The organism is Streptomyces sp. NBC_00727 (assembly GCF_045161745.1).
Lineage (GTDB): Bacteria > Actinomycetota > Actinomycetes > Streptomycetales > Streptomycetaceae > Streptomyces.
This window is the reverse complement of sequence record NZ_CP108981.1, coordinates 4,810,783-4,826,012: the sequence shown is the minus strand read 5'-3', so window position 1 is coordinate 4,826,012 and position 15,230 is coordinate 4,810,783. Positions and strand designations below refer to the sequence as shown.

The window sequence follows — 15,230 nt, the reverse complement described above, 5'->3', positions numbered from 1 at the left end:
CGCCCCCGGGACGGTTCTCCATGATCGGCTCCACGCCTTGCACCATTTGAACGACTAATGCCCACGCCTGTGGATAACTTTCCGCACGCCTCGCCGTCCCGCTGCATTCTGGCAAAGGAACTCGCACAGCAGTCACAGCCACACAGACCGGGGGAAGCCGTGCATCCGATGTTGAAGCCCGCACTGCGCCGCGCATGGCGAGGTGGGGACACCGTGCAATTCGGAGTGACACCCGCGCATGCGGTGAAGGTCGGTCCGATGGATATCGCGACGGGTTGTTTCCTGGAACTGCTCGACGGCACCAGAGGCATGCCCCTGCTGCGTCAAGAGGCCCGGGCGCTGGACCTGAGCGAGCGTCATGTGGACGCGTTGGTGATGCGCTTGATGGACGCCGGGCTGGTCGACGACGTACGGGCGGGCGGCCCGGAGGCCGACGCCTTGCGCGACCGGGCGGACACCCTGGAGCGCCACCGCCCCGACCTGGCGTCGCTCTCCGTGGTGCATCCCGAGCCCGGCGGAGGGATGCGCAGACTCGCGGCCCGGCGCTCGATGCGGGTGCAGGTCCGGGGCGCCGGGCGGGTCGGTGCGGTCGTCGCGGCGGTGCTCTCCGGAGCCGGGGTGGGGCGGGTCGAGGTGCTGGACGGCGGATGCACGGAGCCGGGTGATGTGGCGCCCGGCGGGCTCCCCGCCTCGGCCGTCGGGGAGCGCAGGGACATGGCGGCCCGGCAGCTGGTCCGCCGTTCCGCCCCCGGACCGGGACCGCGCACGCCCGGGGCGGCGGGCGGTGGTCCGGCCGGACGGGAGCCGGGTCTGTCGCTGATCGTGGTCGCCCCGCGCGACGGCTTCTCCGGGTACGTTCCCGATCCGGGCACCGCCGAGCCGTGGATCTCCTCGGGCACCCCCCATCTGTACGCGGGCGTGATGGAGGCCACCGGGTTCGTCGGGCCCCTGGTCCTGCCCGGGGGGACTGCGTGCGCCGGCTGTCTGCACCTGAACCGGCGGGACCGGGATCCGCAGTGGCCGCGGATGCTGGCGCAGTGGCAGTCCGGGCGGCGCGGTGCCGTGCAGGCGTGCGACCTGGGCCTGGCCACGGCGGTGGCGGGTCTCGCGGCGGCGCACGCGCTGGCCTTCCTCGACGGCGAGCTGCCCGCCGGCACCGGTGCCCGGTGGGAGGTGGCACTGCCGCTGTTGGACTGGAGGTCGGAGCGGATCGAGGCTCACCTCGACTGTTCCTGTGGGGCCGCGGGTCACACTGAGGGGGTCCGCGCCTCCGGGGCCGGCGCGGTGCACGACACAATGGCCGGGTAACCGTCGCACGCAGCGCGGCAGTCTGGGAATTGGAGGGGCATATGTCTGATCTTCCCCGGAAGGCGGTCACCCGTACCGCCAAGCTGGCCGCGCTGCCTTTGGGGTTCGCCGGTCGCGCCACCTGGGGCCTGGGAAAGCGCATCGGCGGGAAGTCGGCGGAGCTGGTGGCGCGCGAGGTGCAACAGCGCACGGCCGACCAGCTCTTCAAGGTCCTCGGGGAGCTGAAGGGCGGGGCGATGAAGCTCGGCCAGGCCCTGTCCGTCTTCGAGTCCGCGCTGCCCGAGGAGGTCGCGGGTCCCTACCGTGCCGCCCTCACCAAGCTCCAGGAGGCCGCCCCGCCCATGCCGAGCGGCACGGTGCACGCGGTGCTGGCGGAGCGGCTCGGCGAGGACTGGCGGGAGCTGTTCCTGACGTTCGACGACAAGCCGTCGGCCGCCGCGTCCATCGGCCAGGTGCACCGGGCGGTGTGGCACGACGGCCGGGACGTGGCCGTGAAGGTGCAGTACCCGGGCGCGGGCCAGGCGCTGCTCTCGGACCTGACCCAGCTCAGCCGGTTCGCCCGGCTGCTGGGTCCGCTGGTCCCGGGCATGGACATCAAGCCGCTCATCACGGAACTGCGCGACCGGGTGTCGGAGGAGCTGGACTACGAGCAGGAGGCCTCGTCCCAGCGGACGCACGCCGAGGAGTTCGCGGACGATCCCGATGTCGTCGTCCCCGGGGTGGTCCACCAGTCGGCGCAGGTGCTGGTCACCGAGTGGATCGACGGTGTCCCGCTGGCCGATGTGATCGCCGACGGCACGGACGGGCAGCGCGACCGGGCCGGCCAGCTCCTCGCCCGGTTCCTCTTCTCGGGCCCGGCGCGCACGGGGCTGCTGCACGCCGACCCGCACCCGGGCAACTTCCGCTTGCTGCCCCCGGCCCCGGAGTCGGGTGCGTCCGGCGAGGAGGGCGACGATGGTGCGGAGGCGGCCCAATGGCGTCTCGGCGTCCTGGACTTCGGGACGGTGGACCGGCTGCCGGGCGGGCTGCCGCAGACCATCGGGGACGCGTTGCGGCTGACGCTGGGGGGCGACGCCGACGCGGTCTACGAGATGCTGCGGGCGGAGGGGTTCGTCAAGGACTCGATCGACCTGGAGCCGGACGCGGTGCTGGACTACCTGCTGCCCATCATCGAGCCGGCCGAGGTGGAGGAGTTCACGTTCAGCCGGAGCTGGATGCGCCATCAGGCCGCCCGGATAGCCGATCCTCGCTCCCCCGCCCACCAGTTGGGCAAACAGTTGAACCTGCCGCCCTCCTATCTGCTGATACACCGGGTGACGCTCAGCACGATCGGGGTGCTGTGCCAGCTGGGCGCCACGGTCCGGCTGCGCGACGAGCTCGAGTCCTGGCTCCCCGGGTTCCTGCCGCCGGAGGAGACGGAGCAACCGGAGGAGACGGAGGCCCTGGAAGAGTCCGGGGCGCGGGAGATCCTGCCGGAGCAGCAGGGGGCCGGTGCGGAGGACTCGGCCGCCGAGACGGTCGACGCCGGCTGACCGACGAATCGGTCGACGCAGGGTAGCCGACCACCAGGCCCGCCCGCCCGCATGCCCCGGCGCCCGTGCCCCGACCCCGAGGCCCGCACGACCCGGGCCCGGGGCCCGCCCCGCAACGACCCCGGGGCCGGTCCGTCGGTCGGACCGGCCCCGGGGTAGGAATTCTGCTGTTCGGTTCGTGCTGCGCGGGTGCTGCTGGAAGCGCGGCCCGCCGGGCGCAGAGAGCGGCTGCGCCCGGGCGGAGGCTTCCGTGGCCGGCCGGTGGCTCAGTGCATGACGGCCATGGCCAGCGCGCGGCGGGCGCGCATCGAGGCGCGCTCGGCCCGGCGCTGCATCCGCCGGGCGGAGATCAGGCGCACGGCCTGACGCTCCGCTTCGGCCTCGCGCAGGCGGTCGTGCATATGCGCACGCGCCAGGGCTTCTGGGATGAGTTGCATTTCGCGGGTCCTGTTCTGACGCGAGTCGTTCGCGCCGATGATGGTGACGTCCGGGGTCGCGGAGCCGGCGGGCTCGGCCGTGGGGATGGTCATTGGAGCCTGGTTTCGGGGGTCGTGGGTCAGGGGACGGTCGATGGTTCCGATGCGCTTCATGGGCTTGGGGGCCGGGACCCCCAGGTCGGCGGTCACGCCGCGACCGGGTTCTTGCGCGGACGGCCACGGGGCCGCTTCCGGGCGACGACGACGCCCTGGATGAAGAGCTCGCCACCCCAGACACCCCACGGCTCGCGGCGCTCCTTGGCGCCGGCGAGACAGGCCTCGACGAGCGGGCAGGTGCGGCAGAGGGACTTGGCGTACTCGACGTCGGCCGGCGACTCGGCGAAGAAGACCTCGGGGTCGTAGGCGCGGCAGGGGACGGGCACACCGAGGTTCTCGATGGCGTCGTCGAGCGCGGTGAGCGCGGTGAGGGGGGTCAAGGTGGAGTCCTCCGTGAGGCCGGGCGGGGAGATCGTGTCGGAAGGCGGTACGGACGGGGCGTGCGCTTCGAGTTGCACGGTGGTGGTGTCCTCGTCTGGTCGTTTCCGGCCTGTTGGCCGGGGGGCGGCTGGTACCAGGTCCTGCTTGTCCCGAGGCTCCTTCGTGCTGTCTCGTCCGTTGGGACAAAACAAAAGGGCCGCGGATCCCGAGTGGGGTTCCGCGGCCCTGAAGGCGCCGGCCTGATGCTGGATCAGGCTGGATCACTCCAGGGTTCAGGCCCACGGAAGGCCCACATCGTGTGGTGGTGCTTCGTCTGCTCGGTGACGCCGGCTTCCGCTCCCGCACCGACGGCCGCAAAGGCATAGGCCTGGGCCTGTCCCTTCGCTACTGCTGCCACCGGTGCCTGGGTCGGTCGCTCATTGCGCTCCCGCACGGGAAGGCCGGCCAGGGACATCGGAATGACGGCGGAGACGCCGGACACACCGGTGGCGCGCAGGGAGGACTTCGAGGAGCGGGCGAGAAGGCCGAGCGAGCAGGCGGAGACGACCGAGAGATCGGTCATTTTGTTGGTCTCGATGATGCTGATCACTTCAATCGCCTCCTCTCGGCGTCTCGGGGGGACCGGCGGGCCGGTCCTGCGTATTCGGATAAGTACAGCACGGAACCAGGGCTTCAGAGAAGCCGCTGTTTCCGTGGTTAAGAACCTATGGTGACGACTGGGGCGGGCGCAAACTATTTTTTCGACGAGTTTTTCTCACACCTCGTCGGTGGCCTCCGTCTCGGCCTCACGCCCGTCCCCACCTGCGCAGATGTCCAGAACGGCGGCGCCGAAGCGGCCCAGCTTCCGCGCGCCGACCCCGGGGATCCCGGCCAGTTCCCCCTCCGTGGCGGGCACCGCCTCCGCGATGGCCGTCAGCGTCCGGTCGGTGAAGACGCAGTAGGCGGGCTGGCCGATCTCCCGGGCGCGGACCGCCCGCCAGTCGTGGAGCCGCTCGTACAGCGCCTCGTCCATGTCGGAGGGGCAGTCGTCGCAGCGCATCAGCTTCATCTCGCCGGCGTCCGTCAGGGTCCTGCCGCAGACCCGGCACCGGGCGGGCCCCCGGGACTTGCGACGGGCCACCACCGGCCGCCCGTCGCCCCCGGCGCCCCTCGCACCGCCGCCACCGCTCCAGACGCCCGCGCCTCCCGGGCCGCCCGCCGCGCTCCGGCCGCCGGGCGCCGTGGAGCCCGGGCGGAGCCCGTTCAGGAAGCGGGTCGGCCGGCGTCCGGGCCGGCTGCCGGGCGACCGGGACAGCGACCACGACAGCGCGAGGTGGAGACGGGCCCGGGTGACGCCGACGTACAGCAGCCGGCGCTCCTCCTCGATCTGCTCGTCCGTCTTGGCGTAGGTGATCGGCATCATGCCCTCGGTCAGCCCGACCAGGAACACCGCGTCCCACTCCAGGCCCTTCGCCGAGTGCAGCGACGCCAGGGTGACGCCCTGGACCGTGGGGGCGTGCTGGGCGGCGGCCCGCTCGTCCAGCTCGGCGACCAGGTCGGAGAGGGTTGCCCCCGGCTTGGCCCGCTCGAAGTCCTCCGCGAGCCGGACCAGGGCGGCCAGGGATTCCCAGCGGTCGCGCACCGCGCCGGAGCCGGCCGGCGGCTCGCCGCGCCAGCCCTTCGTCGAGAGCACCGCCCGCACCTCGGCGGGCAGCCCGTCCGTGTGGTCCAGGAGCGGGTCGTTGCCCCCCGCCCGGGCCGCGCCGCGCAGGGCGACGCCCGCCTCCCGTACCTCCGGGCGCTCGAAGAACCGCTCGGCGCCCCGGAGCTGGTAGGGCACGCCCGCGTCCGCGAGGGCCTGTTCGTAGACCTCGGACTGGGCGTTGATCCGGTAGAGCACCGCGATCTCGCCGGCCGGGACGCCTGCGGCGATCAGGTCGCGGATGCGGCGGGCGGTGCCCTCGGCCTCGGCGGGCTCGTCCGCGTACTCCACGTAGGCGGGCTCGGGGCCGCTCTCCCGCTGCGAGACCAGGTCGAGGCGGTGCTCGGCGGCCCGGCCGGTGGCCTGGGCGAGCAGTCCGTTGGCCAGGTGGACCACCTGCGGGGTGGAGCGGTAGTCGCGGACGAGCTTGACGACGGTGGCGCCCGGGTGGCGGGTGCGGAAGTTGAGCAGGTGGTCGGGGGTGGCGCCGGTGAAGGAGTAGATCGTCTGGCCCACGTCACCGACGACGCAGAGGCTGTCCCGGTCGCCCAGCCAGAGGTCGAGGAGCCGCTGCTGGAGCGGGCTCACGTCCTGGTACTCGTCGACCACGAAGTGCTGGTACTGGCGGCGGACGTGGTCGGCGATGTCGTGCCGGTCCTGGAGGATGCCGACGGTCAGGAGCAGCACGTCCTCGAAGTCGATCACCGTGCGCTCGCGCTTCAGCTCCTCGTAGGTCTCGTAGACCTTGGCGACCTCCGCCGGGTCGCGCGGGGCGTCCCGCTGGGCCTTGGCGACCACGGCCGGGTAGTCGGCGGGGACGGTCTGGGTGACCTTGGCCCACTCGATCTCGCTCGTGACGTCGCGCAGCTCGTTGCGGTCGAGGCGCAGGCCGCAGCGGGCCGCCGCCTCGGCCACCAGCTGGACCTTGCGCTCCAGGAGCCGGGGCAGGTCGCCACCGACTGCTTTCGGCCAGAAGTACTGGAGCTGTCGCAGCGCCGCGGAGTGGAACGTCCGCGCCTGCACGCCTCCGGCGCCCAGCTGGCGCAGCCGCCCGCGCATCTCACCCGCGGCCCGGTTGGTGAACGTGACGGCCAGGACGCTCGACGGCTGGAGTATGCCCGCGCGCACCCCGTAGGCGATGCGGTGCGTGATGGCGCGCGTCTTGCCCGTACCGGCTCCGGCCAGCACGCACACCGGTCCCCGCAGGGCCGTCGCGACCTCGCGCTGCTCGGGGTCGAGCCCGTCGAGGACGGCGTCCGCGGTGTCCGGGACCCGGGGGAAGAGGGTGGAGTGCGTTGCTGAGGTCACCCCGCCATGCTGCCAGGTCGCGCGGGGCGGGTGCGGCGGTTGTCCACAGGGGTGACGTATCCGTCGTACTAATGCCGGGGCCCCGTCCTGAGCGCACGGGAGCGGCCCCCGGCGCCGGGAATGGCGGCCGGACCCCGTACGTTCACCTGACGTGCGGCACCGCGCGCCCCGCCCCCGTGTGACACACGAGACGTGACACAGGGAGCGGCCGGGCGTGACGGAACTGCCGGGACCGATGAGACAGAGGAGCGCGAAGACATGCCGGGCACTGTGACGATGTACAGCACCACGTGGTGCGGCTACTGCCGTCGGCTGAAGGGTCAGATGGACCGCGAGGGCATCGCCTACAGCGAGATCAACATCGAGCAGGACCCCGAGTCGGCGGCCTTCGTCGAGAAGGCCAATGGCGGAAACCAGACGGTCCCGACCGTGCTGGTGGCCCCCGCCGGCGGCGGCGAGGACGTCGTCATGACGAACCCGAGCCTCGCCCAGGTGAAGCAGGCCCTCGGGGTCTGATCCGCAGGCTTCCCGCACCCCCCGCCCCCTCCGGTCAGCGCACCGGTGGGGGCGGTGCCGTGTCCGGGGCCGGTCAGATCCCCGCGCGGACCGGCTTCGGGAGGGGCTTGCCGTACCAGAGCTCGATCAGGCGGGAGGCGATCGAGATGCCGAACGGGGGCAGGATCTCCCCCGACTCGAAGGCGGCGGTCAGCTCCTCGCGGGAGAACCAGCGCGCCTCCTCGATCTCCTCGCCGTCCACGTTGATGTCGAACGTCGTGGCACGGGCCATGAAGCCCAGCATCAGGCTGGACGGGAACGGCCAGGGCTGGCTGGCGACGTACTCCACCTCGCCGACCGTGATGCCCGCCTCCTCGAGGACCTCGCGGGCCACGGACTGCTCGATCGACTCGCCTGGCTCGACGAATCCGGCGAGCGTGGAGAAGCGGCCCTCGGGCCAGTGGACCTGGCGGCCGAGCAGGGCCCGGTCCTGGTCGTCGGTGACGAGCATGATGACCGCCGGGTCGGTGCGCGGGTAGTGCTCGGCGCCGCAGGCCTGGCAGCGGCGGATGTGGCCGGCCGCCGCGATGACCGTGCGTTCGCCGCAGCGCGAGCAGAAGCGGTGCAGCCGCTGCCAGTTCTCCAAGGCCACCGCGTGCACCATCAGGCCGGCGTCGCGGGGGCCGAGCAGCAGCCCCGCCTCGCGCAGCCCCGCCGGGCGGGCCGACTGGTCCATGCGGCCCGGCAGCGAGTCCTTCTGGAGCGCGAAGTAGCTGACGCCGTCCGCGTCCGTGCCGAGGAAGTAGCGGTGGGTCTCGGTGACGGGGGCCTCGAATGCGGGCGTCATCACGAGTTCGGTGCCGTCGTCGGTGTCGTCGATCAGCACCTGGCCCCCGGAGACCACGAAGACCCGGGTCGTCGGGTGGCTCCACGCGGCGGACAGCCATGCCTCGTCGAGGCGGTGGTGCGCCGCGCGGTCGATGCCGCTCGGCGCGGTCAGACCGATGGGCCGGTCTGTGGTGGCGTTGTCGAAGGTGCTCACAGGTGCTTCCTACTCCCCCGGGATGGTTCGGGCGTTCAGAGAGTTCAGCGGAGGGCGGCCGCCAGGTCGCTCCAGAGATGGGCGGCGGTCTCGACGCCCTTGAACAGCAGGTCCAGCTCGACCTTCTCGTCGGGGGCGTGCCAGCCGTCGGACGGTACGGAGATGCCGAGGAAGAGGACGGGGGCGCCGAGCACGTCCTGGAGGTCGGCGGCGGGTCCCGAGCCTCCTTCCCGGGTGAAGAGGACCTTCTTGCCGAACGCCCGGCCCATGGCCCGGACCACGGCCTGGAGCGCCGGATGGTCCAGGGGCGTCAGACAGGGCCGGGTGGCAGGGAGGAAGGTGATCCGGTGGCTGATTCCGGCCGGGACCCGGGCCTCGGCCCAGGCCCGTACGACCCGCTGGACGTGGTCGGGGTCCTGGCCGGCCACCAGCCGGAAGCTGATCTTGGCGCGGGCGGACGACGGGATGATCGTCTTGCTGCCGGCGCCCTGGTAGCCGCCGCCGATGCCGTTGACCTCGGCGGTCGGGCGGGCCCAGATCCGCTCCAGCGTGGAGTACCCCGCCTCGCCGGAGGCGGCCCCGGACTTGGCGGTGCGCAGCCACTCGGCCTCGTCGAACGGCAGCTCGGCGAAGAGGGCGCGTTCGGTGTCGGTGAGTTCGGCCACGCCGTCGTAGAAGCCGGGGACCGCGACCCGCCCGTCCGCGTCGTGGAGCGCGGCGACGAGTCGGGCGATCTCGGTGGCGGGGTTGCGGACGGCGCCGCCGAACGAGCCCGAGTGGATGTCCTGGCCCGGTCCGCGCAGCTCGATCTCGCACTCGGCGAGGCCGCGCATCCCGGTGCAGACGGTCGGTGTGGTCTCGTTCCACATGCCGGTGTCGGAGACGATCACCGCGTCGGCGGCGAGCCGGTCGGCGCGCCGCTCGACCAGGTCGCGGAAGTGCGGGGAGCCCGACTCCTCCTCGCCCTCCACGATCAGCTTCAGGTGGACGGCGGGGGCGGTGCGGCCGGTGGCGGCGAGGTGGGCCCGGACGCCGAGGGTGTGGAAGAACACCTGCCCCTTGTCGTCGGCCGCGCCGCGTCCGTACATCCGGCCCTCGCGGATCACCGGCTCGAACGGCTCGGTGCTCCAGCCGTCCTCACGGGCGGCGGGCTGCACGTCGTGGTGTCCGTACACGAGGACCGTGGGGGCCGCCGGGTCGTCGGAGGGCCACTCGGCGAAGACGGCGGGCGCGCCGTCCGTCTCCCAGATCTCGGTGACCGGGAAACCGGTCTCCTTCAGTTTGGCCGACAGCCACTCGGCGCTGCGCCGTACGTCGCCCTCGTGCTCCGGCTGAGCGGATACGGAGGGGATCCGCAGCCACTCGGCGAGGTCGTCGAGGAAGGCCGTGCGGTGCTGCTCGGTATACGTACGGACGGCGCTGTCCGGGGTGTCGCTCATGACCTTCAGCTTATCCGTCCGACGGAAGTGGCTCGTCCAGGAGGATGCGCTCCAGCTCCGGACGGCCGGGGAGGGAGGCCGGGCGCACGGCCTCGCCGCTGCGGACGAAGAGGAAGGTGGCGGTGACGTCGCCGAGCGGCAGCCCGTGCAGTTCGGCCCAGGCCAGCCGGTAGACGGCGAGCTGGAGCGGGTCCGCGGTGTGGGTGCGGCTGGTCTTCCAGTCGACGATCTCGTACGTGTCCCCCGTGCGGTAGACCGCGTCGATTCGGCCCCGGATCAGCCGGCCGGCCAGGGTGATCTGGAACGGCGTCTCGACGCGGTACGGGGTGCGGCGGGCGTACGGGGTCCGTTCGAAGGCCTCCTTCAGCTCGGCGAGGTCGCGCTCGTCGGCGATGTCGGCGTCGCTCTCGTCGCCGCCGGGCAGCTCGTCGGGGCCGAGCATGGGCAGCGGCAGTTCCTCGAAGCGGGACTCCACCCAGGCGTGGAAGCGGGTGCCCCGGCGGGCGGCCGGCTGCGGCGGGCGGGGCATGGGCCGGGCCAGCTCCCGGGCGAAGGCGTCGGGGTCGTCGGCGAGGCGCAGCAGCTGGGTCGCGGAGAGCGAGGCGGGGACGAGCACGTCGCGCACGGTGGCGCGGGCCCGGCGCAGCTCCCCGGCGAGGGCGTCCAGGTCCCGGTCCCAGGAGGCGAGGGTGCGCGTCTCCTCGGGGGTGAGGCGGGCGGGGGTGCGGGGGGCCGGAACCTCCGGTGCGTCCGCCGGGTCCTCCGGGGGCTCCGGCCGGGCCAGCAGACCCATGACGGTGTCCGCGGCGGCCCTGCGGCGGGCCAGCGCGTCGGGGTCCAGCGGGAGCGGCCAGGCGTGGTCGGCGGAGGCATCGGCCAGGGCCGGGTTCTCGTCGGTCTCGGCGGGCTCGTCCGCCCAGGCCTCGATCTCGCCGTACCCGGCGGCGCAGTGCTCGTACAGCGCGTGCAGGAAGGCGGACGGGCCGCGCGGCTTCTTCTGGGTGGGGCCCCACCAGTGGCCGGAGCCGAGGAGCAGCGTGCGGGGGCGCGTGAAGGTGACGTAGCCGAGGCGCAGCTCCTCCGTGTGCTGGTGCTCCTTCATCTCCTCCTTGAAGCCCTTGAGGCCCTTGGCGTCGTAGCTGTGGAGGGCGGGCAGCGTGGCCTTGTCACCGCGCAGGGCGTGCGGGAGGACCTTGGCCTGGGAGGTCCAGGCGTCCCGGGACTGGCCGCTCGGGAACTGGCCGCCGACCAGGCCGGGCACGGCGACGACGTCCCATTCCAGGCCCTTGGACTTGTGGGCGGTGAGGACCTTGACGGTGTTCTCGCCGCCGGGCAGCGCGTTGTCCAGGCCCTTCTCGTACTGGACGGCGGTGTGCAGGAAGCCGAGGAAGGCGAGCAGTGTGGCCTCGCCGTCGACGGCGGCGAAGCGGGCGGCGACGTCGAGGAAGTTGCCCAGGGTCTCGCGGCGGCGGGCGGCGAGCGCCTGCGGGGACGCGGAGAGCTCGACCTCCAGGCCGGTGGTGGCCAGGACCCGGTGCAGGACGTCCATCAGGGGGTCGGCGAGCGAGCGGCGCAGCTCGCGCAGTTCGGCGGCGAGGCGGGCGAAGCGGATCCGGGCCTCGGCGGAGAACGGGAGCCGGTCGTCCTCCTCGCCGCCCGCGTCCAGGAAGGTGTCCAGGGCGTCGGCGAGGGAGATGACCTCGGCCGGGTCGACGCCTTCGACGGCCTCGGCGAGCCTGCGGTCGGGGTCGGAGTCCTCGTCGTCGCCGTGGTCGGCGCGGTGGACGAGGAGGCGGGCCCGGCGGCCGAGGAGGGCCAGGTCGCGGGGGCCGATCCGCCAGCGGGGGCCGGTGAGCAGGCGGACCAGGGCGGCGTTGGCCCCGGGGTCCTGGAGGACCTCGCAGACGGCGACCAGATCGGCGACCTCGGGGAGGTGGAGCAGCCCGGCGAGGCCGACGACCTCGACCGGGATGTCGCGGGCGACCAGGGCGGCCTGGATCTCCGGGAAGTCGCCGGCGGTGCGGCACAGGACGGCGATCTCGCCGGGGGCCTTGCCGGTGCGCACGAGGTGGGCGATCGAGTCCGCGAGCCAGGCGATCTCCTCGGTGTGGGTGGGCAGCAGGGCGCAGCGGACGAGGCCGTCGCGTTCGGCGCCGGGGGCGGGGCGCAGCGCCTCGACGCCCTCGTGCATGGCGCGCAGGGGCGCGGCGAGCCCGTTGGCGAGGTGGAGGAGGCGGCCGCCGCTGCGGCGGTTCTCGCTCAGCGCGTAGCGGGTGGCGGGGGTGCCGTCGGCGTGCGGGAAGTGGCTCGGGAAGTCGTCGAGGTTGGCGACGGAGGCGCCGCGCCAGCCGTAGATGGCCTGGCAGGGGTCGCCGACGGCGGTGACGGCGTGCCCGGTCGGTTCGGCGCCGGGGCCGCCGCCGAAGAGGGCGGAGAGCAGGAGGCGCTGGGCGACGGAGGTGTCCTGGTATTCGTCGAGCAGGACGACCCGGTATTCGTCGCGCAGGATCGCGCCGACCTCGGGGCGGGTGAGGGCGAGCTCGGCGGAGAGGGCGATCTGGTCGCCGAAGTCGAGGAGGTCGCGGCTCCGCTTCGCCTCGCGGTAGCGCCGGGTCAGCGCGAGCAGTTCGCGGCGGGCCTCGGCGGTCTCGGGGATCTTGCGCAGTTCGGCGTTGCTGAGCCGGGCCGTCTCCAGCGTGCGGAGCAGTTCGGTGTCGTACGCGTCGAGCTGTTCGGGGCGTACGAGGTGTTCGGCCAGCTCGGCGTCGAGGGCGAGCAGGTCGCTGACGAGGGTGGGGAAGGACCTGGTCAGGGCGGGGTAGGGGCCGGGGGCCTCGCGCAGCACGCGGGCCGCGAGCTGGTAGCGGGTGGCGTCGGCGAGGAGGCGGGTGCCCGGTTCGAGCCCGATGCGCAGCCCGTGCTCGGTCAGCAGCCGCCCGGCGAAGGCGTGGTACGTGGAGATGCCGGGCTCGCCCGGGGGGTTGTCCGGGTCGATCACGTCCGGGTCGGTGACTCCGGCGGCGACGAGTGCCTTGCGTACGCGCTCCGCGAGCTCGCCGGCCGCCTTGTTGGTGAAGGTGAGCCCGAGGACCTGTTCGGGGGCGACCCGGCCGGTGCCGACCAGCCACACCACGCGGGCGGCCATCACCGTGGTCTTCCCCGACCCGGCTCCGGCCACGATCACCTGCGGGGCGGGCGGCGCGGTGATGCAGGCCGTCTGCTCCGGGGTGAAGGGGATGCCGAGGAGCTTCTTGAGCTGCTCGGGATCGGTGAGGCGCGGGGACACTCCACAGAGGCTAACCGGCGCCACCGACAACCCACGAAGCCGTGCGAAGCCGGGTGCCCTCGACAACCCACGAAGCCGTGCGAAGCCGTGCACCCGCCGGCAGCGCGGAGTCCCCGCCGGCTCCCCGCCCAGCTCCCCCGCCCGGCCCCGGCCACAGGGCCGCCCGGAGAGTCCGAGAAGTGCCTCCCGCCGCCGGGACGAGCGGTCTAGGTTGTCAATGATCGTTCCGGACCACCGCCGATCACATCCGACGCCTTTCTGCACGCATCGCCCCGGCACGCCGTCTCACACAGCGCCGAAGCACGCCGACCGCGCGCATCGCCCATCCCGACGAGGACGCCCCTATGAACGCCGACGCCCCCGGTCCCGCGGACCTGGACACCACCGCCGAGCTCCGTAAGCGCATCGACACGACGAAGGCGCACCCCGCACGGGTCTACGACGTCTTCCTCGGCGGCAAGGACAACTACCCGGCCGACCGCGAGGCCGCCGCGCTGGCGGCGAAGGCCAACCCCCGCGGGCACCTCGACGTCCGGCACAACCGGGACTTCATCCGGCGCGCGGTGACCGCGCTGACGGGCGAGACGGGCATCCGGCAGTTCCTCGACATCGGAACCGGGCTGCCGACCCGGCAGAACGTGCACCAGATCGCGCAGGGCATCACCCCGGACGCGCGGATCGTCTACGTCGACAACGACCCGATCGTCCTCGTCCACGCGCAGGCCCTGCTCACCAGCAGCCCCGAGGGCCGCACCGACTACATCGAGGCGGACCTCCGCGATCCGGCCAAGATCCTCGAAGCGGCCCGCCGCACCCTCGACTTCGACCGCCCGGTCGGCCTCGTCCTCGCCGCCATCCTCCACTTCATCGAGGACGACGAGGCCCGTCCCGTCGTTGCTCAGCTCCTGGACGCGCTGCCGTCCGGCAGTCACCTCGTCCTGAGCCACCTCAGCGCCGACATGAACCCGGTACCGATCAACAAGGTGGCCGAGACGTTCCGCAAGCGGGGGTTCTCCTTCGTGCTGCGCCGGCGCGAGGAGATCGAGCGCTTCGTGACCGACAACGGCCTGGAACTGCTCGACCCCGGCATCGTCGCGTCGCGGCACTGGCGGCCGGACCACGCGGCCGACGCGACCGAGGCGCCGGGTCCGGCGCCGGAACAACTCGACCACCTGGACCAGGGGCGGTACGTCAGCATCTCCGAGGCGACCGACGAGGACGTCAACATCTACGTCCTGGTGGCACGCAAGCCGTGAAAGACCGTCTAAATTAACTGCTTGTCGCATCAACAGCCTTACGAGGACGGTCATATGAGCGCCGACGCACCCGCCCCTGACGCCACCGAGCTCAGGAAGCGCATCGACACGACAAAGGCGCACCCCGCACGGGTCTACGACGTCTTCCTCGGCGGCAAGGACAACTACCCGGCCGACCGCGAGGCCGCGGCCATGGCCCTGGCCGCCAATCCGCGCGGCTACCTCACCGTGCGGCACAACCGGGACTTCATGCGGCGCGCGGTGACCCTCGCGGCGAACGACGGCATCCGGCAGTTCCTGGACGTCGGCACCGGGCTGCCGACGCAAGCGAACGTGCACCAGATCGCACAGGGCATCGCGCCCGAGTCGCGCGTGGTCTACGTCGACAACGACCCGGTGGTCCTCGTGCACGCGCAGGCCCTGCTCACCAGCGGTCCCGAGGGCCGCACCGACTACATCGAGGCGGACCTGCGGGACCCGGACCGCATCCTGGAGGCCGCCCGCCGCACCCTCGACCTCGACCGCCCGGTCACCCTGGTCCTGGCGGCCGTGACCCACTTCATCGAGGACGAGACGGCCTATCCGGTCGTGAAGAAGCTCGTGGACGCGCTCGCCCCCGGCAGCGTCCTCGTCCTGAGCAACGTCAGCTCGGACCTCAACCCGGAGCAGGTCGGCAACATCACGAAGGGCTTCAAGGAGCGCGGCTTCGCCATGGTGCGCCGGTCGTACGCCCAGATGGAGCACTTCGTCACCGACAACGGCCTGGAACTGCTCGAACCCGGCATCGTCCCCGTGCACCGCTGGCGCCCCGAGCGGGTCGTCGACCTGCCGGAGGCCACGGACCCCGACGCCGAGTTCGTGGCGGGCCTGGACGAGCTGGACCGTACGCGCTACCAGGACATCAACGACGTCACCGACGCCGATGTCAGTGTCTACGGCCTGGTGGCCCGCAAGCGCTGACCCGCCGTC

At 72.8% G+C, this 15,230-nt stretch carries 12 protein-coding genes; 5 read left to right on the top strand and 7 right to left on the bottom strand.

What is annotated here, in order from left to right:
- The first annotated feature begins 159 nt into the window (after positions 1–159).
- Entirely contained in the window at positions 160–1,308 is a 1,149-nt protein-coding gene (locus OG242_RS21990; RefSeq protein ID WP_405899785.1) for a ThiF family adenylyltransferase, read from the top strand.
- A gap of 41 nt (positions 1,309–1,349) precedes the next feature.
- Positions 1,350–2,840 carry an ABC1 kinase family protein gene (locus OG242_RS21985; RefSeq protein ID WP_405899784.1) on the top strand — a complete coding sequence of 497 codons (1,491 nt, stop codon included), beginning with the start codon at positions 1,350–1,352 and terminating at the stop codon, positions 2,838–2,840.
- Positions 2,841–3,106: 266 nt separating this feature from the next.
- Here OG242_RS21985 and OG242_RS21980 read toward each other — a convergent pair whose 3' ends face one another.
- The 4 genes from OG242_RS21980 to OG242_RS21965 all read right to left on the bottom strand — a co-directional run bounded on the left by OG242_RS21980 (position 3,107) and on the right by OG242_RS21965 (position 6,743).
- On the bottom strand, positions 3,107–3,430 hold the full coding sequence (locus tag OG242_RS21980; RefSeq protein WP_405901692.1) for a hypothetical protein: 324 nt from the start codon (positions 3,428–3,430) through the stop codon (positions 3,107–3,109).
- Positions 3,431–3,462: 32 nt separating this feature from the next.
- Positions 3,463–3,831, bottom strand: a complete 369-nt coding sequence (locus OG242_RS21975) for a WhiB family transcriptional regulator (protein WP_018105532.1) — start codon at positions 3,829–3,831, stop codon at positions 3,463–3,465.
- Positions 3,832–4,004: 173 nt separating this feature from the next.
- On the bottom strand, positions 4,005–4,343 hold the full coding sequence (locus OG242_RS21970) for a hypothetical protein (RefSeq protein ID WP_383749669.1): 339 nt from the start codon (positions 4,341–4,343) through the stop codon (positions 4,005–4,007).
- Positions 4,344–4,508: 165 nt separating this feature from the next.
- A complete protein-coding gene (locus OG242_RS21965; RefSeq protein ID WP_405899783.1) occupies positions 4,509–6,743 on the bottom strand; it encodes an ATP-dependent DNA helicase UvrD2 in 2,235 nt (744 codons plus the stop codon).
- A 258-nt stretch (positions 6,744–7,001) separates the two neighbouring features.
- On the opposite strand from OG242_RS21965, the gene OG242_RS21960 reads away from it, so the two are divergent.
- The gene (locus OG242_RS21960; RefSeq protein WP_405899782.1) at positions 7,002–7,259 is read left to right on the top strand and encodes a glutaredoxin domain-containing protein; all 258 of its coding nucleotides are present in this window, start codon (positions 7,002–7,004) and stop codon (positions 7,257–7,259) included.
- 73 nt (positions 7,260–7,332) lie between these two features.
- Here the strand turns inward: OG242_RS21960 and nudC are convergent, their stop codons facing one another.
- From nudC to OG242_RS21945, 3 genes are read right to left on the bottom strand one after another with little or no spacing between them, the layout of a single operon-like run.
- Positions 7,333–8,280 (bottom strand): NAD(+) diphosphatase, encoded by a 948-nt coding sequence (gene nudC / locus OG242_RS21955; protein WP_405899781.1) that lies wholly within the window; start codon positions 8,278–8,280, stop codon positions 7,333–7,335.
- A gap of 44 nt (positions 8,281–8,324) precedes the next feature.
- Entirely contained in the window at positions 8,325–9,719 is a 1,395-nt protein-coding gene (locus OG242_RS21950) for a dipeptidase (protein WP_405899780.1), read from the bottom strand.
- A gap of 10 nt (positions 9,720–9,729) precedes the next feature.
- On the bottom strand, positions 9,730–13,005 hold the full coding sequence (locus tag OG242_RS21945) for a UvrD-helicase domain-containing protein (RefSeq protein ID WP_405899779.1): 3,276 nt from the start codon (positions 13,003–13,005) through the stop codon (positions 9,730–9,732).
- A 344-nt stretch (positions 13,006–13,349) separates the two neighbouring features.
- Between OG242_RS21945 and OG242_RS21940 the strand changes: the two genes are divergently transcribed.
- Both OG242_RS21940 and OG242_RS21935 read left to right on the top strand, forming a co-directional pair.
- A complete protein-coding gene (locus OG242_RS21940) occupies positions 13,350–14,261 on the top strand; it encodes an SAM-dependent methyltransferase (protein ID WP_405899778.1) in 912 nt (303 codons plus the stop codon).
- A 54-nt stretch (positions 14,262–14,315) separates the two neighbouring features.
- Entirely contained in the window at positions 14,316–15,221 is a 906-nt protein-coding gene (locus OG242_RS21935) for an SAM-dependent methyltransferase (RefSeq protein ID WP_405899777.1), read from the top strand.
- Positions 15,222–15,230: the final 9 nt, after the last annotated feature.